Here is a 20,493-nt window from a genome sequence, read left to right as displayed (position 1 = left end):
CTGGCCTCCTCAGCCTTCGTCGCGCTGGCGACGGAAGTAGACCGCGCCGAAGATCATGGCCACGCCCACCGCCGCGCCGATCCAGATGTCGGCCTGGGCGAACACCCCCCAGCTGCTGGTGACGTCGACCAGGGCGGCCAGGTCCTTCGGGCCGTCGACCGGGCCGGTCGGCTCGCTGGCGATGGTCGGCAGCCAGGCGCCCGGGGCGATGCTCAGCAGGCCGCGGTAGGCGATGACGTACCAGAGCTTGTCGTGCGGGACCTCGATGCCATCGAAGATGTCGGTGAAGCTGATCATCGCGCAGGCCAGGATCGGCACGGCCGTGGCCCAGAGGAAGGGCAGGCGGCGGGCCCAGGCCGAGCACAGCATCAGCCAGCCGACGGTGGGCAGCGACCAGACGATCTGCACCGGCAGCGTCGCCAGCACCGTGGCCACCACCTTCAACGGGTGGGAGTGGGTAATGACGGCGCTGGAGCCGGGTACGCCGGAGGCCGCGGCGCCCATCAGGGCCACCAGCCACAGGGCCAGGCCGATCAGCAGGCCGATGGCCACCGCGCCCAGCGGGGCGAGCACCAGGGCCCAGGCCGCCTTGGACATCACCATCTGGGCGTCGGTGATGGGCATCGACTTCCAGAACAGGATGCTGCGATCGCGGCGATCGTCGTAAAGCGAACCGAGCGCGTAGAAGAAGATCACGAAGGCCATCACCGACAGGGCGATGCCGACGCCGCTGGCCAGCAGGACGTCACCCATGCCGCCAAGCTGCGCCGAGTGCTCGGCCAGTTCGGCCGGGCTGCCGTGCTGGTTGACCTCGTGCAGGTTCTTGCGGGCCATCATGGCGCCGGCCACGCTGGCCACGGCCGAGAACAGCACCGTGATGCCGCCCACCACCACCGGCGCCCAGAGGAAGCCGCCGCGGTTTTCCCAATATTCGCGCTTGAGCAGCCACTTGAACGTATTCATGCGTAGGTTCCCTTCATGGTGGCGACGAACAGGTCGGCAATGCCGGGGTTGCGAACGTCGCCGAACTGGGCGAGCTGGGCGCGCGGCACGCCGTCGAACAGCATCACGGCCTTGCCGAACACGCTGCGCTCGTCGATCGGTCCCAGGGCGCGGGCGGCCGCGGCCTGGTCGGGCGCCACCATCACCTCGGTGAAGCGCTCGCCCACCTCGTCCATCGTCGACGAGAGCACGATGCGGCCGTCGCGGATGAACATCAGGTCGGTGAGGATGTGTTCGATCTCCTCGACCTGGTGGGTGGTGACGACGATGGTCTTGTTCTCGTCGAAATAGTCTTCAAGCAGGTTCTGGTAGAACTGCTTGCGGTAGAGGATGTCCAGGCCCAGCGTGGGCTCGTCGAGCACCAGCAGCCTGGCGTCGATGGCCATCACCAGGGCCAGGTGCAGCTGCACGATCATGCCCTTGGACATCTGCTTGACGCGCATGTCCGGGTGCAGCTTCGTATGGGAAATGTAGGCCTGCGCCTTGGCGCGGTTGAAGCGCGGGTGCACGCCGGCGACGAAGTCCACCGCGTCCTTGACCTTCAGCCAGCGCGGCAGCACGGCCACGTCGGCGATGAAGCAGACCTCCTGCATCAGGGCGTCGCGCTCGCGGCGCGGGTCCTTGCCCAGCACCTTGAGCTCGCCCTCGAAGGGCACCAGGCCGAGCGCGGCCTTGAGCGTGGTGGTCTTGCCCGAGCCGTTCGGGCCGATCAGGCCGACGATGCGGCCGGCGGGGATCTCGAAGCTGATCGAATCAACGGCCGGCTTGCCGTTGTAGCGCTTGGAAAGCTTGTTGGCGGAAATAACGGCGCTCATCACTTGGCCTCCTTGTTGGCGTGGCCGACCAGGCGGTCGATGTCCAGGCCCAGTCGCTGGATGCGCTCGACGACGAGCGGCCATTCCTCCTGCAGGAAGCGTTCGCGCTCGGAGGCCAGCAGCTTCTCCCGGGCGCCTTCGGTCACGTACATGCCTAGTCCCCTTCTTTTTTCAACGAGTTCTTCGTCCGCCAGCTCCTGGTAGGCGCGGGAGACGGTGATCGGATTGAGCTGGTATTCGGCGGCGATCTGGCGCACCGAGGGCAGGGCCTCGCCGGGCTGGAGGATGCCGTCGAGCATCATCGCCACCACCTTGTCCTTGAGCTGCCGGTAGATCGGCGCGCTGTCGTTCCAGGTAATCGTCATGTCAGGACTCCTGGCGGGGCATGAGGGCGGCCATGGACACGTAGGGCATGGCGATCTGGCGCTTGAGGGCGCCGCGGGCCGCGCGGACCCGGGCCGCCACTTCGTCGCCCTCGTCCAGGCTGGCGAGGATGGCTTCCGGGGCCGGCTCGGCGACCGGCTGGCTGGGCGGCTCGCCCAGGCCATAGCCGGCGGCCAGGATGCCCAACGCGACGGACAGGGCCATCAGGTTGGTCTTGAACTTGGGGGTCATGTTGCCTCCCGCTCTGGTGAGGTATTGGTCAGGTGTTGTAGCGAACTATAACACCAGATTTCGGCCTGTCAACACCTTTTGCACGCCGCCGGGCCCAAACTGATGGCATAGACCCCGGATAGGCCGGGCGGGAGGCGGGACATGGGCAAGGTGATGGGTTGGCTGGCGGCCGGGCTGCTGGCGGCGGCGCCGGCGGTGGCGGGCGAGGGGCTGCTGGACCGCGACTACCGGGTGCTGGCGGGCAAGGACACGGTGAACCTGGCGCAGGCCTACGGCGGCCGCGTGCTGCTGGTGGTCAACACCGCCAGCAAGTGCGGTTTCACCCCGCAGTACGAGGGCCTCGAGGCCCTGCACGCGAAGTACGGCGAGCGTGGCTTCGCGGTGCTGGGCTTCCCGTCCAACGACTTCATGGGCCAGGAGCCGGGCAGCGAGGAGGAAATCCAGGAGTTCTGCACGCTCACCTACGGCGTGAAGTTCCCGATGTTCGAGAAAGTGCAGGTGCGCGGCAGTGGCGCCACGCCGCTCTACCGCGACCTCGCCGCGGCCACCGGCGAAGCGCCCGGCTGGAACTTCCACAAGTACCTGATCGACCGCTCGGGCAAGGTGGTGGCGAGTTTCGGCAGCCGCACCAAGCCGGAGGATCCGAAGCTGGTGGCCGAGATCGAGCGCCTGCTGGCCGAGCCGGCGCCGGCCGCCCGCTGAGGCCGGAAAGACCGATGTGAACCGCCGCTGCGGCCGACGTTGCCGTGGCGGCGGTGCAACGCGACAATAGGGGGCGACGCGCCGACCCGGCCCGCCCCCTCAGGAGTTTCCCCGCAATGAATCCCGTCCTGCGTTTTGCCGCGCCGCTGGTGCTTGCCAGCCTGGTGCTCAGCCTCAGCGCCTGCAAGTCCGAGACCACCGACGAAGCCGCCGCCGGCGAGGAGACCGCCGTCGCCGAACCCGGCGCGCCGATCATCCCGGGCATCGAAGGCCTGGCCACCGACCGCGACCAGGTGAGCTACATGATTGGCCTGGACATCGGCAATTCGATGAAGGTCATCAAGGACGACCTCGACCTGGACGTCGTGCGCCAGGCCATGCAGGACGCCTTCGACGGCAAGGACGCCAAGCTCACCGACGAGCAGATGAAGACCATCCAGGAAGCCTTCACCGTGCGCCTGCAGGAGCGCCAGGCCGCCGAGCAGGCCGCCAAGGCGGCCGCCGCCAAGGCCGAGGGCGAGGCCTTCCTGGCTTCGAACAAGGACCAGGCCGGCGTGCAGGTCACCGGCAGCGGCCTGCAGTACCGCGTCGAGCGCGCCGGCAATGGCGCCAGCCCGGAAGCCTCGGACGTGGTGCGCGTGCACTACAAGGGCATGCTGCTCGATGGCGAGGTCTTCGACAGCTCCTACGACCGCGGCCAGCCGGCCGAGTTCGGCCTGGGCCAGGTCATCCCGGGCTGGTCCGAGGGCGTGCAGCTGATGAAGGTCGGCAGCAAGTACACCTTCTGGATCCCGGCCGAACTGGCCTATGGTGAAGCCGGCGGCGGCCCGATCCCGGGCAACGCCATGCTCACCTTCGAAGTCGAGCTGCTCGACATCGTCAAGTAAGGCCCCGCCATGCGCGCCACGGTCTTCGGCACCGGTTACGTCGGCCTCGTCACGGGCACCTGCCTGGCCGAGGTCGGCCACCAGGTGACCTGCGTCGACATCGATTCGGCCAAGGTCGAAGGCCTGCGGCGCGGCGTGGTGCCGATCTTCGAGCCCGGTCTCGAGGACATGGTGCTGGCCAACCACGGCGCCGGCCGCCTCGGTTTCACCACCGACGCGGCCGCCGCCATCGACGGCGCCGAGGTGCTGTTCATCGCGGTCGGCACGCCGCCCGACGAGGACGGCAGCGCCGACCTGCAGTACGTGCTGGCCGTGGCCCGCACCATCGGCCGCCACCTGGCGAAGCCGGCGGTGGTGGTCAACAAGTCCACCGTGCCCGTGGGCACCGCCGACAAGGTGCGCGCGGCCATCGCCGCCGAGCTCGCGGCGCGCGGCGCCGACGTGGCCTTCGAAGTGGTCTCCAACCCGGAATTCCTCAAGGAAGGCGCGGCGGTGAACGACTGCATGCGCCCCGACCGCATCGTGCTGGGCTCGCGCTCGGCGCCGGCGATCGAGACCATGAAGCGGCTGTACGCGCCCTTCAACCGCAACCACGAGCGCATCGTGGTGATGGACGAGCGTTCGGCCGAGCTGACCAAGTACGCGGCTAACGCCATGCTGGCCACCAAGATCAGCTTCATGAACGAGATGGCGAACATCGCCGAACGCGTGGGCGCCGACATCGAGATGGTGCGCCACGGCATCGGTTCCGATCCGCGCATCGGTTACCACTTCATCTACCCGGGCGCCGGTTACGGTGGCTCGTGCTTCCCCAAGGACGTGCAGGCGCTCGAGCGTACGGCGCGCCAGCACGGCTACGAGGCCAGCATCTTGGGCGCGGTCGAAGCCGTGAACGAGCGCCAGAAGCACAAGCTCGCCGAACTGGCCACGCGCCATTTCGGCGGCGACCTGCGCGGCAAGGTGTTCGCGGTCTGGGGCCTGGCCTTCAAGCCCAACACCGACGACATGCGCGAGGCCTCCAGCCGCTCGCTGCTGGCCGACCTCTGGGCCGCCGGCGCCACGGTGCGCGCCTACGACCCGGAGGCGATGCACGAAACGCGGCGCATCTTCGGCGAGCGCGCCGACCTGGTGCTGTGCGACTCGCCGGCGCAGGCGGTCGAGGGGGCCGATGCGCTGTTCCTGGTCACCGAGTGGAAGGCGTTCTGGAGTCCGGATTTCGCCGCGTTGGCCTCGACGCTGCGCGCGCGCGTGGTGTTCGACGGCCGCAACGTCTGGGAGCCGACGCAGGTCGAGGCCGCGGGCCTGGCTTACTACGGCATCGGCCGCGGGCGCAGCCTGCAGGCGGGCGGGGCATGAGCGAGGATTTCGCCGCCCGCATCGCCGAACTCGAGACCCGCGTGGCCTTCCAGGACCACGCCCTGGCCGAACTGAGCGACGCGCTGGCCGCGGCGCGCATGGAAGTGGCCGGCAACACCGAGATGCTCGTGCGCGTGATGGCCGAGCTCAAGCAGCTGCGCTCGCTGCTCTACGCGGACCCGGGCAACGAACCGCCGCCGCCGCACTACTGATCGACGGACCCTGCGATGAGCAACTCCCTGCGTGAGAAATTGTTGGGCCTGGGCTTCAAGGCCCCGGCCCCCGAGCCTGCGCGCGAGCGTCCGGCCCGCGAGGGCAAGCCCGGCGACAAGCCGCGCGGGCAGGGCGCGGGCAAGCCGGGGCAGGGCAGGCCGGGCGATCGCAAGCCGGGCCAGGCACGGCCGGGTTCGGGCAAGCCGGGCGAGACCCGTCGCGGCGATTCGCGCGGCGGCGAGCGCAAGGGTGGCGAGCACCGCGGCCCCGGCGGCAAGCCTTCGGGTCGCCGCGATGCCAGGCCGCCGCGCAGCCAGGAAGAGATCGACCTGGCCAAGGCCTACGCGATCCGCGCCCAGAAGGAAAAGGAAGAGCGCATCGCGGCCGAGAAGGCCAGGCAGGAAGAGGCCGCGCGCAAGCGCGCCGCCAAGGCGCAGGTGGCCGAGCTGCTCAAGGACAAGTCGCTCAACGCGGCCGAGGCCGAACACGCGCGCCACTTCGAATACGGCGGCAAGATCCGCCGCGTCTACGTCACGCCCGACCAGCTCAAGGCGCTCAACGCCGGCGAACTGGCGGTGGTGCAGCTCGACGGCCGCTACCTGCTGGTCACCGTCGCCCTGGCCGACGAGGTCGCGGCCCTGCTGCCGAGCCTGGTCGCTCTCAAGGTCGACCCCAACGCCCCCGCCGGCGACGACCCCTACGCCGACCCCCAATACCAGATCCCCGACGACCTCGTCTGGTAACCCCCGCGCGCGCCGCTGTAGGAGCGCCTTCAGGCGCGAATCTTTTGCTTCTTGCGCCGGGGTCGCTCCCCGCAACGGGCCGCCGCACGAGACGTCCCCAGTCCGGACACGCCGCAAGTACGTCCATGTAGGCTCGTCGTCGACATCCCTGTCTCCGACGGTCCGGCCTGGGGACTTCTCATGCGACGACCCGGCGAACCATCTGCGCCGGGATGCGCCTTCGTGTTCGATCCGCCGGCCCATATCCTTCGCGGTCCGTCGTATGCGCAGTCCTTTGCCGGGGCTTCGAAAACATGGACGTTTTCGAAGAGACCCCATGGATGGGTTCACGGCGTCCCCGGCAAAGGACTGCGCGTACGGCGGACCTTCGCCAGGAACGATCCCGGCGCCTGAAGCCAAGGGGCAAGAGATTCGCGCCTGAAGGCGCTCCTACAGGGGTGGCGTGCGCTTACTCGGGGTCGTAGTCGAGGTTGGGGGCGAGCCAGCGTTCGGCCTGCTGCAGCGGGATGCCCTTGCGGCGGGCGTAGTCGGCCACCTGTTCGCGCGAGAGGCGGCCGACCACGAAGTACTGGCTGCGCGGGTGCGCGAAGTACAGGCCGCTGACCGCCGCCGTCGGCAGCATCGCGAAGCTCTCGGTCAGCGTCATGCCCGCATGTTCCGGGGCGCCGAGCAGGCGGAAGAGCGTGTCCTTCTCGCTGTGGTCGGGACAGGCCGGGTAGCCCGGCGCCGGCCGGATGCCGCGGTAGCGCTCGGCGATCAGTGCCTCGTTGTCGAGTGCTTCGTCCGGCGCATAGCCCCAAAGCTCGGTGCGCACGCGCCGGTGCAGGTCCTCGGCCAGGGCCTCGGCGAGGCGGTCGGCCAGGGCCTTGAGCAGGATGGCGTTGTAGTCGTCGTGCGCCGCCTCGAAGCGGGCCAGGTGCGGCTCGATGCCCAGGCCCGCGGTGACGGCGAAGCCACCCACCCAGTCCTGGCGGCCGCTGTCGCGCGGCGCCACGAAGTCGGCCAGGCAGAAATTGGCGCGGTCGTCGGGCTTGTCCGCCTGCTGGCGCAGGCAGTGCAGGGTGGCGCGCAGGTGGCCGGTTTCGTCGAGCACCTGGATGTCGTCGCCCACCGAGCGCGCCGGCCACAGGCCGACCACGGCCTTCGCCGTGAGCCACTTCTCGTCGATGATCCTGTCGAGCATCGCCTGCGCGTCGGCGAACAGCTCGCGCGCCTGCGGGCCGACCACGGCATCCTCGAGGATGGCCGGGTAGCGGCCGGCCAGCTCCCAGGACTGGAAGAAGGGCGTCCAGTCGATCACCGCCCGCAGGTCGGCCAGCGGGTAGTCGTCGAACACGGTCAGGCCCGGCCGGCGCGGCGCCGGCGGGGCGTAGTCGGCCCAGCCACCGTCGAAGGCCTTGTCGCGGGCCCGGGCCAGGGGCAACAGGGGCTTGGCGTCGCCCCGGTTGGCGTGGCGCTTGCGCACCTCGGCGTAGTCGGCGGCGTTGGCGGCCACGAAGGGCCCGCGCAGTTCGCTGCTGAGCAGCGACTGGGTCACGCCCACCGCGCGCGAGGCATCCTTCACCCAGACCACCGGCGCCTCGTAGTGCGGGTCGATCTTCAGGGCCGTGTGCGCGCGCGAGGTGGTGGCGCCGCCGATCATCAGTGGGATGTCGAATCCCTGGCGCTTCATTTCCCTGGCGACGTGGCTCATCTCCTCCAGCGAGGGCGTGATCAGGCCCGACAGGCCGATCACGTCCACCTTCTCCTCGCGGGCGCGGTCGAGGATCACCTGCGCGGGCACCATCACGCCCAGGTCCACCACCTCGAAGTTGTTGCAGGCCAGCACCACGCCGACGATGTTCTTGCCGATGTCGTGCACGTCGCCCTTCACCGTGGCCATCAGCACCTTGCCGCGCGGCTTGCCGGCGTCGCCGCTGCGGGCCTTCTCGGCTTCGATGTACGGGATCAGGTGGGCCACGGCCTTCTTCATCACGCGGGCCGACTTGACGACCTGGGGCAGGAACATCTTGCCGGCGCCGAACAGGTCGCCGACCACGTTCATGCCCGCCATCAGCGGGCCTTCGATCACGTCCAGCGGCCGCGTCGAGCGCTGGCGCGCCTCCTCGGCGTCGGCCTCGACGTAGGCGTCGATGCCGTGCACCAGGGCGTGGCGGATGCGCTCGTCCACCGGCCACTGGCGCCAGGCCAAGTCGGGTGCCCGGGACTCACCTTTTCGCGCCTTGTGCTTGTCGGCCTCGGCCAGCAGTCGCTCGGTGCCGTCCGCACGCCGGTTGAGCACCACGTCCTCGACCGCCTCGCGCAGGGCCGGGTCGAGATCGTCGTACAGCGCCAGCGCGCCGGCGTTGACGATGCCCATGTCCATGCCCGCGCCGATGGCGTGGTAGAGGAAGACCGAGTGGATGGCCTCGCGCACCGCGTTGTTGCCGCGGAAGGAGAAGGACACGTTCGACACGCCGCCCGAGACGTGGCTCTCCGGGAAGCGGCGCTTGAGCTCGCGCGCGGCCTCGATGAAGGCGACTGCGTAGTCGTCGTGCGCCTCGATGCCGGTGGCGATGGCGAAGATGTTGGGGTCGAAGATGATGTCTTCGGGCGCGAAGCCGGCCTGCTGCACCAGCAGCGCATGGGCGCGGCTGCAGATGGCGACCTTGCGCTCGAAGGTGTCGGCCTGTCCCTGCTCGTCGAAGGCCATCACCACCACGGCGGCGCCGTGCCGGCGCGCCTCGCGGGCCTGGGCCAGGAAGGCGGCCTCGCCTTCCTTGAGCGAGATGGAATTGACGATCGGCTTGCCCTGCACGCACTTCAGGCCCGCCTCGATCACGCTCCACTTCGAGCTGTCGATCATCACCGGCACGCGGGCGATGTCCGGCTCGGAGGCGACGAGGTTGAGGAAACGCGCCATCGCCGCCTCGGCGTCGAGCAGGCCCTCGTCCATGTTCACGTCGATGACCTGGGCGCCGTTCTCGACCTGCTGGCGCGCCACGGCCAGGGCCTCGTCGTAGCGGTTCTCCAGCACCAGCTTCTTGAACTGCGCCGAGCCGGTGACGTTGGTGCGCTCGCCGACGTTGACGAAATTGGTGTCGGCCGTGATGACGAAGGGCTCGAGGCCGGCCAGGCGCGTGTACGCGGGCAGGCTGGGCGGCGTGCGCGGGGCCAGGCCGCGCACGGCACCGGCGATCGCGGCGATGTGCTCGGGCGTGGTGCCGCAGCAGCCGCCGACCAGGTTGAGCAGGCCGGCCTCGGCGAACTCGCGCAGCACCCCGGCCATCTCGCCCGGGCCCTCGTCGTAGCCGCCGAAGGCATTGGGCAGGCCGGCGTTGGGGTGGCAGCTGACGTAGGTGTCGGCCACCTGCGAGAGCATGTCCACGTGGGCACGCAGGTCGCGGGCGCCGAGCGCGCAGTTCAGGCCGATCGACAGCGGCCGGGCGTGGCGCAGCGAATACCAGAAGGCCTCGGCGGTCTGGCCGCTGAGGGTGCGGCCGCTGCGGTCGGTGATGGTGCCCGACACCATCACCGGCAGGCGCGCACCCAGCGACTCGAACAACTCGTCGAGCGCATACAGCGCGGCCTTGGCGTTGAGGGTGTCGAACACCGTCTCGACCATCAGGATGTCGGCGCCGCCCTCGACCAGGGCGCGCGCGGCCTGGCCGTAGTCGGCTACCAGCTCGTCGAAATGCACGTTGCGGTAGCCCGCGTCCTCGACCCGGGGGCTGATGGAGGCCGTGCGGCTGGTGGGACCGAGCACGCCGGCCACGAAGCGCGGCCGGGTCGGATCGGCGGCCTCGGCGGCGTCGGCACAGGCGCGTGCCAGGCGCGCGGCCTCCCGGTTAAGCTCGGGCACCAGGGCTTCGAGGCCGTAGTCGGCCTGCGAGACGGCGGTGGAATTGAAGGTGTTGGTCTCGACGATGTCGGCGCCGGCGGCGTAGTAGGCCAGGTGGATGCCGGCGATCAGCTCGGGGCGCGTCAGCGTGAGCAGGTCGTTGTTGCCCTTGAGGTCGCGCGGGCTGCCGGCGAAGCGCTCGCCGCGGTAGTCGGCCTCGGCCAGGCCGTGGCGCTGGATCATGGTGCCCATCGCGCCGTCGATGACGAGGATGCGCCGGGACAGCGCTTCGAGCAGCTGCCCGGCGCGGGCCGGGTCGTGCCAGGGCAGCTGGCTCATGGCTTGCGCGCCAGCAGGGTGAGCACTTCGAAATGCGGCGGGCGCTTTTCGCGCGTCACCGGCTCGCACACCGTCACCTCCAGCCCGGCCTTCTCGGCGTGCTTGCGCAGCTCGCGGGCGCTGAAGCCGAGGTTGACGTGGCCGTAGGGCGTGACCGCGGCGCGGTGCTCGTGCTTGCCGAGGCACGTGGCCACCAGCCGGCCGCCGGGGCGCAGCACGCGCGCGGCCTCGGCCACGGCCTGGGCCGGGCGTTCGGCGTAGGTCAGCGCGTGCATCAGCAGCACCAGGTCGAAGCTGGCGGCGGGGAACTGCAGGGCCTGCATGTCGCCCTCGAGCACCTCGACGTGGCGGTAGCGGCGCAGGCGCTCGCGCGCGGCGTTGACGACGCGGGCGCTGGAATCGACGCAGACGTAGCGGCGCGAGTGCGGGGCCAGCAGCTCGGCCAGCACGCCGTCGCCCGAGGCCACGTCGAGCACGTCGCCGGGCTCGAGCAGGGGCAGGGTGGAGCGGGCCAGGGCTTCCCAGGTCCGGCCGGGCGAGTAGTGGCGCTCCATGTCGCCGGCCACCGAGTCGGCCCAGTTCTGGTCGGCCGCGCGCGTGGCCAGCACCGCCGGCAGGCGCTCGGCGTCCTGGCGCAGCAGGGGGTCGTCGGTGCTGTCGCGCAGGGCTTCCCACAGGCGCGATTCGCCCGGCTCGAGGCCGTCGCCGTTGAAGCGGTAGTAGGCCGAAACGCCGGCGCGGCGGTCGCGCACCAGGTCGGCCTCCTTCAGGCGGGCCAGGTGGGTGGACACGCGCGGCTGGGCGAGCCGGGTGATGGCGGCCAGTTCGGCCACGGTCAGCTCCTCGCGCTCGAGCAGGGCCAGCAGGCGCACCCGGGTGGGATCGGAAAGGACCTTCAAACAGGCCGACCAGGCGTCCAGGTCCATTATTTATCCTTTCATCCGGATTCAAAGATATGCGAGGTTAGGCCCGCCCGGCGGGGGCGTCAAGCCGCGGCGCGGCGCGCTTCACGCCGCGTGGACCTGCCCGCGACGGCGCCAGCCGCTACAATCGCGGTCTTAGCCAGCCATAGCCCGAGGATGCCCCCGTGGATTTCCGATTCACCGAAGAACAGCTGATGATCCAGGACGTGGCCCGCCGCATCGCGCAGGAAAAGATCGCGCCGAGCGCCGAGCACCACGACGATCAGCTACGTGCTGGCCATGATCGAGATCGCCGAGGCCGACTGCGCCCACTCGACCATCGTCTCGGTGAACAACTCGCTGTTCTGCAACGGCATCCTCAAGTTCGGCACCGAGGCGCAGAAGCAGAAGTACGTGCGCGCGATCGCCGAGGGCAAGGAAATCGGCGCCTTCGCGCTCACCGAACCGCAGTCGGGCTCCGACGCCACCGCGATGCGCTGCAAGGCCGCCAGGCAGGCCGACGGCAGCTACGTCATCAACGGCAAGAAGAGCTGGATCACCTCCGGCCCGGTGGCCAAGTACATCATCCTCTTCGCCATCACCGACCCGGCCAAGGGCGCCAAGGGCATCACGGCCTTCATGGTCGACACCACCAAGCCGGGCTTCCACCGCGGCAAGACCGAGCCCAAGCTCGGCATCCGCGCCTCGGCGACCTGCGAGATCGAGTTCCAGGACTACGTCGCCACGGCCGACGAAGTGGTGGGCCAGGAAGGCGAGGGCTTCAAGATCGCCATGGGCGTGCTCGACGCCGGCCGCATCGGCATCGCCTCGCAGGCCGTGGGCCTGGCCAAGGCCGCCTACAAGGCCGCCGTGGCCTATGTGAAGGAGCGCAAGAGCTTCGGCCAGCCGATCGGCTCGTTCCAGATGATCCAGGCCAAGATCGCCGACATGAAGTGCCGCCTCGACGCCGCCGAGATCCTCACCCTTCGCGCGGCCTGGGCCAAGGCGCAGGCCGACCTCAACGGCGGCCGCTTCAGCACCGAGGCCTCGGTGGCCAAGCTCACCGCCTCCGAGGCGGCGATGTACATCACGCACCAGGCCCTGCAGATCCACGGCGGCATGGGTTATTCGAAGGAAATGCCGCTCGAGCGCTACTTCCGCGACGCCAAGATCACCGAGATCTACGAGGGCACCAGCGAAATCCAGCGCCTGGTCATCGCCCGCAACGAGACCGGCCTGCGCTGAGCAACGCCCGTACCCCGGCGTATCCGAAGCCCCGCTGAAGCGGGGCTTCTTTTTTCCCGCTTGCAGGCCGGTTTTTCTCTGGCCGCGGCTTCACGCCGGGACTACAATTCATGGCTTTACCCACTGCCTGCGAGAGAGCAGACCATGAACGCCCACGCCCTGGCTTCCGCCGAGTCCCTCGACGCCATCGCCGCCGCCGCCGCGGCCGCCGCGTCCGCGCCCGCGAAGGCGCTGGAGGAGACCTTCGCCCGAAGCTTCTTCGCGCGGGTCCCGGAGGACGAGCTGCAGGCCCGCCCCGCCGTGGAATGGGCCGCCGTGTCGCGCGCCTTCCTGGCCTTCGCCGGCCAGCGCGAAGCCGGCAAGGTCAAGATCCAGGTGGGCAACCCGACGCTCGCCACCGACGGCTACGACAGCACCCACACCGTGGTGCGCCTGGCCAACGACGACATGCCTTTCCTCGTCGACTCGGTGCGCATGGCGCTGGCCCAGTTCAACATCACCCTGCACCAGCTGGCGCACCCGGTGATGCAGGTCAGGCGCGACGCCGCCGGCAAGCTGCAGTCGGTGGGCGAGGGCGCCGCCGAATCCTTCATCTACCTCGAGATCGACCGCCAGGCCGATGCCGGCGCGATGGCCGAGATCGAGCGCACCCTGCTGGCCGCGCTCGGCGACGTGCGCGCCGCCGTGGCCGACTGGCAGCCGATGCGCGAGCGCATGCTCGACATCGCCGCCGCGATCGAGGACCAGCCGATGCCGGTGGACGCCGCCGACCGCGCCGAGGCGCAGGCCTTCCTGCGCTGGGCCGCCGACAACCACTTCACCTTCCTGGGTTACCGCGAGTACGAGGTCGTGGGTCGCGACCTTCACCCGGTGCAGGGCAGCGGCCTGGGCCTGCTGCGCGGCAAGGACCAGCAGGCGCGCCCGCGCCCGGTGGCCGGCCTGGCCGCCGCCGACCTGGCGCCCAACGCCCGCCGCGACGTGCTGGTGCTCACCAAGACCAATGCCCGCGCCACCGTGCACCGCCCGGGCTACATGGACTACATCGGCGTGCTCGAGTTCGACGCCGAGGGCCGCGCGGTGCGCGAGCGCCGCTTCCTGGGCCTGTACACCTCCAGCGCCTACAACCGCCGCCCGTGGGAAATCCCGCTGGTGCGCCAGCGCCACGAGTTCGTGATGGCCGCCTCCGGCCTGGCGCCGACCAGCCACAGCGGCAAGGCGCTGCGCCACATCCTCGAGACGCTGCCGCGCGAGGAGCTGTTCCAGTCCAGCGCCGAGGAGCTGCAGCGCACCGCGATGGGCATCCTGGGCCTGCAGGAGCGCGCCCGCACCCGCCTGTTCCTGCGCCGCGACCGCTACGGCCGCTTCTTCTCGGCCCTGGTCTACATCCCGCGCGACCGCTTCAACACCGGCATCCGCCATCGCATCGAAGCGCTGCTGATGGACGCGCTGCAGGGCGAGCGCCTGGACCACGCCGTGCAGATCGGCGAGTCGCCGCTGGCCCAGCTGCACCTGGTCATCCGTCCGAAACAGGGTGGCGGCGTCGAGGTCGACCAGGCCGCGCTGGAGGCCGAACTGGCCCGCATCGTGCGCGACTGGCACGACGAGCTGCGCGAGATCCTGGTGCGCGAGCATGGCGAAGAGGCCGGCCTGCGCCTGGCCCAGCGCTACGGCCGCGGCCTGCCCGCCGGCTACCTCGAGGCGGTGACGCCCGAGGCCGCCGCCGCCGACGTGCTCGATGCCTCGCGGCTGGGCGGCGAGGGCGACCAGCGCATCAGCTTCGCCCGCCACGGCGACAAGCTGCGCCTGAAGCTGCTGCGCCGCGCCGGCGACGTGGCGCTGTCGGACGTGCTGCCGGTGATGGAGAACCTCGGCCTGCGTGTGCTGACCGAGCATCCCTACGTGATCGATGCCGAGGACGGCCGCATCTCGCTGCAGGACTTCGAGGTCGCCGCCCGCGGCGAGGTCGACGTCGAGGCCGCGCGCGTGCCCTTCCAGGAGGCCTTCTCGGCCATCTGGAGCGGCGAGGCCGAAAACGACGGCTTCAACCAGCTGCTGCTGTCGGCGCGCCTGGAGTGGCGCGACATCGCCATGCTGCGCGGCTACACCAAGTACGCGCTGCAGACCGGCGTGCCGTTCTCGCAGCCGTACATGGAGGAGGCGCTGCTGCGCTACCCGGTGATCGCGCGCCTGCTCTACGAGCTGTTCGCCGCGCGCTTCGAGCCGGGCCGCGAGGTGCCGCTCGACGCCGCCGGCCAGCAGGCCCTGCACGACCAGATCGCCTGGCTGCTGCCCGCCGACCGCCGCGCCGCGCTCGACACCATCCCGCAGGAAATCGCCGCGGCCCGCGCGCTCGACCGCGCCGCCCAGGCCGACGCGATCACCGACGCGCTCGAGATCCTGCTCGACGCCATGGTCGCCAGCATCGACGACGACCGCATCCTGCGCCGCTACATGGCCCTGATCAACGCCACCCTGCGCACCAGCTTCTACCAGCGCAAGGGCGGCGCCTTCCGCGACTACATCAGCTTCAAGTTCGACCCCTCGCTGGTGCCCGAGCTGCCCAAGCCGGTGCCCTACCGAGAGATCTTCGTGTACTCGCCCTTCGTCGAGGGCGTGCACCTGCGCTTCGGCCCGGTGGCCCGCGGCGGCCTGCGCTGGTCGGACCGCCGCGAGGACTTCCGCACCGAGGTGCTGGGCCTGGTGAAGGCGCAGATGGTGAAGAACACCGTCATCGTGCCGGTGGGCTCGAAGGGCGGCTTCGTGGTCAAGCGCCCGCCCGCGGGCGGCGACCGCGACGCCCAGCTGGCCGAGGGCATCGCCTGCTACAAGCGCTTCATCAACGGCCTGCTCGACATCACCGACAACCTGGTGGACGGCCAGGTCGTACCGCCGGTGGACGTGGTGCGCCACGACGGCGACGACCCCTACCTGGTGGTCGCGGCCGACAAGGGCACGGCCACGTTCTCCGACATCGCCAACGGCATTTCGGCCGAGCACGGCTTCTGGATGGGCGACGCCTTCGCCTCGGGCGGCTCGGTGGGCTACGACCACAAGGGCATGGGCATCACCGCCAAGGGCGCCTGGGAATCGGTCAAGCGCCACTTCCGCGCGCTGGGCATCGATTCGCAGAGCCAGGACTTCACCTGCGTCGGCATCGGCGACATGTCCGGCGACGTGTTCGGCAACGGCATGCTGCTCTCCAGGCACATCCGCCTGGTGGCCGCGTTCGACCACCGCCACATCTTCCTCGACCCGAACCCGGACGCGGCGCGCAGCTACGTCGAGCGCGAGCGCATGTTCGCCGTGCCGCGTTCGAGCTGGGAGGACTACGACAAGTCGCTCATCTCCGAGGGCGGCGGCGTGTACCCGCGTTCGCTCAAGGCCATCGCCATCACGCCGCAGGTGCGCCAGGCCCTGGGCCTGGCCGAGGGCGTCGAGCAGCTCAGCCCGATGGAGCTGATGAACGCCATCCTCAAGGCGCCGGTCGACCTGTTGTGGAACGGCGGCATCGGCACCTACGTCAAGGCCAGCAGCGAGAGCCACGCCGACGCCGGCGACCGCGCCAACAACGGCCTGCGCGTGAACGGCAACGAGCTGCGCTGCCGCGCGGTGGGCGAGGGCGGCAACCTGGGCTTCACCCAGCGTGGCCGCATCGAGGCCGCCATGAACGGCGTGCTGGTGAACACCGACTTCATCGACAACTCGGCCGGCGTGGACACCTCCGACCACGAGGTGAACATCAAGATCCTGCTCTCTGCGCCGGTGCTGCGCGGCGAGCTGGCGGTCGAACAGCGCAACGCGCTGCTGGCCAGCATGACCGACGAGGTCGCCGAGCTGGTGCTCAACGACAACTACCGCCAGAACCAGGCCATCAGCCTGATGGAGCGCATGAGCGCGGCCCGCCTGGGCTCGTTCGGGCACTTCATGCGCACGCTCGAGGAGCAGGGCCTGCTCGACCGCGCCATCGAGTTCCTGCCCACCGACGCCGAGCTGGCCGAGCGCAAGGCCCGCGGCCAGGGCCTGACCCGGCCGGAGCTGAGCGTGCTGCTGAGCTACGACAAGATCGTGGTCTTCAACCAGATGCTCGACTCGGACGTGCCCGAGGACCCGTACCTGAGCAAGGAGCTGGTGCGCTACTTCCCCGAGGCGCTGCAGCATCGCTACGCCGAGGACATGCAGAACCACCGCCTGCGCCGCGAGATCATCGCCACGGCGGTCACCAACTCCACCGTCAACCGCATGGGTGCCACCTTCCTGCTGCGCATGCAGGAAGACACCGGGCAGACCCCGGCGCAGATCGCCAAGGCCTTCACCATCAGCCGCGAGGTGCTCGATGCCCGCGCGCTGTGGGCGGCCATCGACGGCCTGGACCTGAAGGTCAGCGAGGAGGCCCAGCTCGAGGCCCTGGCCGGCATCTGGCACCTGCAGCGCAACCTCACGCGCTGGCTGCTCAACCGCCCGGGCGAGCAGCTCAACATCGCCGAGAAGGTCGAACGATATGCCGGTGGCGTGGCCGAACTGCGCGCGGCCCTGGCCAGCGTGCTGCCCGAGGACGGCCGCGCCCAGCTGGCCGCCGACGAGGCGCGCTGGCTGGCCCAGGGCTACCCGGTCGAGCTGGCGCGTTCCTTCGCCAGCCTGCCGTTCCTGGCCTATGCCCTGGACATCGTCGAGGTGGCGATCGAGCGCAAGCTGCCGGTGGCCCGCGTGGCCGCGACCTACTTCACGCTGGCCGATGCACTGTGCACCAAGTGGCTGATGGACGCGGTCGAGGCCCTGCCGGTGTCGGGCCGCTGGCATGCCCAGGCCCGCGGCGTGCTGCGCGACGAGCTGCAGGCCCAGCAGCGTGCCCTGGTCGGCCAGGTGCTGGCGGGGGCGGGCGGGGCGGAGCCGGGCGACGTGGTCGGCCAGTGGCTCGGCCGCGACGAGCCGGCCCTGCGCCTGGCCCAGGCCATGTTCGCGGACCTGCGCAACCTGCGCGAGCTCGACTATCCGACCCTGTCGGTGGCCGTGCGCCGACTGGCCCAGGTGGTGGCCGCCGGCGCCGCGTGAAGAACCAACCCGTGCAGGAGCGCCTTCGCGCCTGAAGGCGCTCCTACAGGGGGCATGGGCTGGGTTATCCTTCGCGCCATGCCGAGCCTCCCCGCCCAGCCGCGCATCGCCTTCCTCGCCAGTTCCGTTCCCCAGGCCCAGGCCGCCCGGGACCGGCTGGCCGCGCGCTTTGGGCAGGTGGCCCCGGAAGAGGCCGATGTACTGTGCGTGCTCGGCGGCGACGGCTTCATGCTGCACACGCTGCATCGCCACGGCGCGCTGTCCAAGCCGGTGTTCGGCATGAAGCTGGGCACGGTCGGTTTCCTGATGAACCAGCACCGGCCCGACGATCTGGTCGAGCGCCTGCACGCGGCGGAGGCCGCGGTGCTGCGGCCGCTGGAGATGACGGCGATCTCCGAGTCGGGCGCCACCGTCTCGCTGCTGGCCTACAACGAAGTCTCGATGCTCCGGCAGACCCGGCAGACGGCGCACCTGCGCATCTCGCTCAACGGCCAGGTGCGCCTGGACGAACTCGTCTGCGACGGCGTGCTGGTGGCCACCCCGGCCGGCAGCACCGCCTACAACTTCTCGGCGCACGGGCCGATCCTGCCGTTGGGCTCGCAGGTGGTGGCGCTCACGCCCATCGCCGCGTTCCGGCCGCGGCGCTGGCGCGGTGCGCTGCTGCGCTCGGACACCGTGGTGCGGGTGGAGGTGCTCGACGGCCACAAGCGCCCGGTCAGCGCCACCGCCGATTCGCACGAGGTGCGCGACGTGGCCGAGATCACGGTGCGCGAGTCGCGCGAGCGCACGGTCACGCTGCTCTTCGACCCCGAGCACAACCTCGAGGAACGCATCCTCAACGAGCAGTTCACCACCTGATGGCCCAGACCGCGTCCCATTCCCTGCTGCCCGGCCGCAGCCGCCTCGTGCTGGCGCTGTCCTCGCGCACCCTGTTCGACCTCGAGGATGCGCACGCGCTGTACGTGCGCGAGGGCCTGCAGGCCTACCTCGACTACCAGCGCAGCCGCGAGGCCGACGTGCTGGCCCCGGGCGCGGCCTTCCCGCTGGTGCGCAAGCTGCTCGAGCTCGAGTCGCCCGACGGCAGCCGGCCGGTCGAGGTCATCCTGCTCTCGCGCAACTCCAGCGAGACCGGTCTGCGCATCTTCAATTCGATCGAGCACCACGGGCTGTCGATCAGCCGCGCGGTGTTCAGCAACGGCGCCGCGCCGTTCCCCTACATCCAGCCCTTCGGCGCCCACCTGTTCCTGTCCACCCACGCCGAGGACGTGCGCAGCGCGCTCAAGGCCGGCGTGGCCGCGGCCACGGTGCTGCCGGTGCCGGCGGTGGAGTCGCGGCACGACCAGCTGCGCATCGCCTTCGACGGCGACGCGGTGCTGTTCGGCGACGAGTCCGAACGCATCGCCCGCGGCGAGGGCCTGGAGGCCTTCAGCAACAACGAGCGGGCGATGGCGCTCACGCCGCTGTCGGTCGGGCCCTTCGGCGACTTCCTGCGCGCCGTGCACGACCTGCAGCAGGACTACCCGCCCGACGAGGCCCCGATCCGCACCGCCCTGGTGACGGCGCGTTCGGCGCCGGCGCACAAGCGCGTCATCCTCACGCTGCGCGAGTGGGGCGTGCGCCTGGACGAGGCCCTGTTCCTGGGCGGCCGCGACAAGGGCCCGTTCCTGGACGCCTTCGGCGCCGACATCTTCTTCGACGACTCCACCCACAACATCGAGTCCGCGCGCCGCCACGTGGCCGCGGGGCACGTACCGCACGGGGTCAGCAACGAGGGCTGAGGGTCCCCGGGCTGTCTCGAAACTGTCATGCAAGGGAAACAAAATTGGCGGATATGAGCCCGAATCCTCGTTCCGAAACGGCCCACCGGCCACGCTGGCGGAGGCTGCTGGCCCTGCCGCTGGTGCTGGCCCTGGCCTCGTGCTGCGCCGACCCGGCCGCCAGTGACCCGCGCGGCTGGCCCAGCGAGCTGGTGCTGGGCCTGGTGCCGGCCAACGAGGCCGAGATGATGGTCGAGAACCTCGACCCGATCTCCAATTACCTCGAAGAGCGCCTGGGCATGCCGGTGCGCGCCTTCGTGCCGCAGGACTACACCGGCCTGGTCGAGGCCATGGGCAGCGGCCGCGCCGACATCGCCATGCTGCCGCCGTTCGCGGCCATGCTCGGCGCCCGCCGCTACGACATCCAGGCCGTGCTGATCTCGGTGCGCAACGGCGAGACCGGCTACCACACCCAGTGGATGACCCGCGACGCCTCGCTCTGCAAGCAGCCGCCGGTGCCCGGCCCCAACGGCATGCTGCGCTGCGACGGCGACCTCGCGCAGCTGCGCGGCCGCACCATCGCCTTCACCGACCCCAATTCCACCACCGGCTACCTGTTCCCGGCCCAGCAGCTGTTCAAGCTGGGCATCGACCCCGAGCGCGACGTGCGCGGCATCTTCGTGCGCAGCCACGACGCCGCCGTGCTGGCCGTGTACGCCGGCGACACCGACGTGGCCGTGTCCTACAACGACGCGCGCAACATGGTGAAGGCGCAGTACCCGGACGTGGGCGAGAAGGTGATCGTGTTCAACCGCACCGTGGACGTGCCCAACGACGGCGTGCAGGTGCGGGCCGACCTGCCCGAGGACCTCAAGCAGGCCATCGCGCAGGCCTTCGTCGACTTTGCCAAATCGCAGGAGCACCTGCCGCGCGAGCAGCGGGCGCTCTGGAACATCTATGAAATCGACGGCTTCGTGCCGGCGGCGCCGGGCGTGTACCAGCCCGTGGCCGACGTTTACGACCAGATGCGTCGCTGACCGGGAATCCG

Annotated in this window: 14 protein-coding genes and 2 pseudogenes; 10 read left to right on the top strand and 6 right to left on the bottom strand. The window is 70.3% G+C overall.

Annotated elements, in window-relative coordinates; all coding sequences use genetic code 11:
* Window positions 1–9: 9 nt before the first annotated feature.
* Genes ABS41_RS10380 through ABS41_RS10365 form a run of 4 tightly spaced genes read right to left on the bottom strand, consistent with a single transcriptional unit; the run spans window position 10 to window position 2,432 of the window.
* Window positions 10–963 carry an ABC transporter permease gene (locus ABS41_RS10380; RefSeq protein WP_290593640.1) on the bottom strand — a complete coding sequence of 318 codons (954 nt, stop codon included), beginning with the start codon at window positions 961–963 and terminating at the stop codon, window positions 10–12.
* Entirely contained in the window at window positions 960–1,817 is an 858-nt protein-coding gene (locus tag ABS41_RS10375) for an ABC transporter ATP-binding protein (RefSeq protein ID WP_290593638.1), read from the bottom strand. The genes ABS41_RS10380 and ABS41_RS10375 overlap by 4 nt, the downstream gene beginning before the upstream one ends.
* Window positions 1,817–2,182: a GntR family transcriptional regulator gene (locus ABS41_RS10370; protein ID WP_290593636.1), complete on the bottom strand. Its 366-nt coding sequence runs from the start codon at window positions 2,180–2,182 to the stop codon at window positions 1,817–1,819. The genes ABS41_RS10375 and ABS41_RS10370 overlap by 1 nt, the downstream gene beginning before the upstream one ends.
* Window position 2,183: 1 nt before the next feature.
* Window positions 2,184–2,432, bottom strand: coding sequence for a hypothetical protein (locus ABS41_RS10365; RefSeq protein WP_290593634.1), 249 nt, complete (start codon window positions 2,430–2,432; stop codon window positions 2,184–2,186).
* A 141-nt stretch (window positions 2,433–2,573) separates the two neighbouring features.
* Between ABS41_RS10365 and ABS41_RS10360 the strand changes: the two genes are divergently transcribed.
* The 5 genes from ABS41_RS10360 (at window position 2,574) to ABS41_RS10340 (ending at window position 6,333) form a co-directional block, all read left to right on the top strand.
* Window positions 2,574–3,134 (top strand): glutathione peroxidase, encoded by a 561-nt coding sequence (locus ABS41_RS10360; RefSeq protein WP_290593632.1) that lies wholly within the window; start codon window positions 2,574–2,576, stop codon window positions 3,132–3,134.
* Between the two features lie 116 nt (window positions 3,135–3,250).
* Entirely contained in the window at window positions 3,251–4,021 is a 771-nt protein-coding gene (locus tag ABS41_RS10355; RefSeq protein ID WP_290593630.1) for an FKBP-type peptidyl-prolyl cis-trans isomerase, read from the top strand.
* A 9-nt stretch (window positions 4,022–4,030) separates the two neighbouring features.
* Entirely contained in the window at window positions 4,031–5,377 is a 1,347-nt protein-coding gene (locus tag ABS41_RS10350) for a UDP-glucose/GDP-mannose dehydrogenase family protein (protein WP_290593628.1), read from the top strand.
* The gene (locus tag ABS41_RS10345; protein ID WP_290593626.1) at window positions 5,374–5,589 is read left to right on the top strand and encodes a SlyX family protein; all 216 of its coding nucleotides are present in this window, start codon (window positions 5,374–5,376) and stop codon (window positions 5,587–5,589) included. Before ABS41_RS10350 ends, ABS41_RS10345 begins: the two co-directional genes overlap by 4 nt.
* Before the next feature lie 15 nt (window positions 5,590–5,604).
* Window positions 5,605–6,333, top strand: a complete 729-nt coding sequence (locus ABS41_RS10340) for a DUF2058 family protein (protein ID WP_290593624.1) — start codon at window positions 5,605–5,607, stop codon at window positions 6,331–6,333.
* 448 nt (window positions 6,334–6,781) lie between these two features.
* On the opposite strand, the gene metH is transcribed toward ABS41_RS10340, so the two are convergent.
* Together metH and ABS41_RS10330 are read right to left on the bottom strand one after the other, a co-directional pair.
* The gene (gene metH / locus ABS41_RS10335; RefSeq protein WP_290593622.1) at window positions 6,782–10,492 is read right to left on the bottom strand and encodes a methionine synthase; all 3,711 of its coding nucleotides are present in this window, start codon (window positions 10,490–10,492) and stop codon (window positions 6,782–6,784) included.
* A gap of 2 nt (window positions 10,493–10,494) precedes the next feature.
* Window positions 10,495–11,418, bottom strand: a pseudogene (locus ABS41_RS10330) (metalloregulator ArsR/SmtB family transcription factor); the annotation flags it as partial.
* 161 nt (window positions 11,419–11,579) lie between these two features.
* Here ABS41_RS10330 and ABS41_RS10325 point away from each other — a divergent pair.
* From ABS41_RS10325 to ABS41_RS10305, 5 genes and pseudogenes are all read left to right on the top strand, one after another.
* Window positions 11,580–12,639: pseudogene (locus tag ABS41_RS10325) on the top strand (acyl-CoA dehydrogenase family protein).
* Window positions 12,640–12,783: 144 nt separating this feature from the next.
* Complete coding sequence (locus tag ABS41_RS10320; RefSeq protein WP_290593620.1) at window positions 12,784–17,688, top strand: NAD-glutamate dehydrogenase domain-containing protein; 4,905 nt, start codon at window positions 12,784–12,786, stop codon at window positions 17,686–17,688.
* Window positions 17,689–17,766: 78 nt separating this feature from the next.
* On the top strand, window positions 17,767–18,546 hold the full coding sequence (locus ABS41_RS10315; RefSeq protein ID WP_290593618.1) for an NAD kinase: 780 nt from the start codon (window positions 17,767–17,769) through the stop codon (window positions 18,544–18,546).
* The gene (locus ABS41_RS10310) at window positions 18,546–19,466 is read left to right on the top strand and encodes a 5'-nucleotidase (RefSeq protein ID WP_290593616.1); all 921 of its coding nucleotides are present in this window, start codon (window positions 18,546–18,548) and stop codon (window positions 19,464–19,466) included. The genes ABS41_RS10315 and ABS41_RS10310 overlap by 1 nt, the downstream gene beginning before the upstream one ends.
* 53 nt (window positions 19,467–19,519) lie before the next feature.
* Entirely contained in the window at window positions 19,520–20,482 is a 963-nt protein-coding gene (locus ABS41_RS10305) for a phosphate/phosphite/phosphonate ABC transporter substrate-binding protein (RefSeq protein WP_290593614.1), read from the top strand.
* The last annotated feature ends 11 nt before the right edge of the window (window positions 20,483–20,493 follow it).

This window comes from Arenimonas sp. SCN 70-307, assembly GCF_001724815.1.
GTDB lineage: Bacteria > Pseudomonadota > Gammaproteobacteria > Xanthomonadales > Xanthomonadaceae > Arenimonas.
This window is presented reverse-complemented; position numbering and strand designations above follow the sequence as displayed.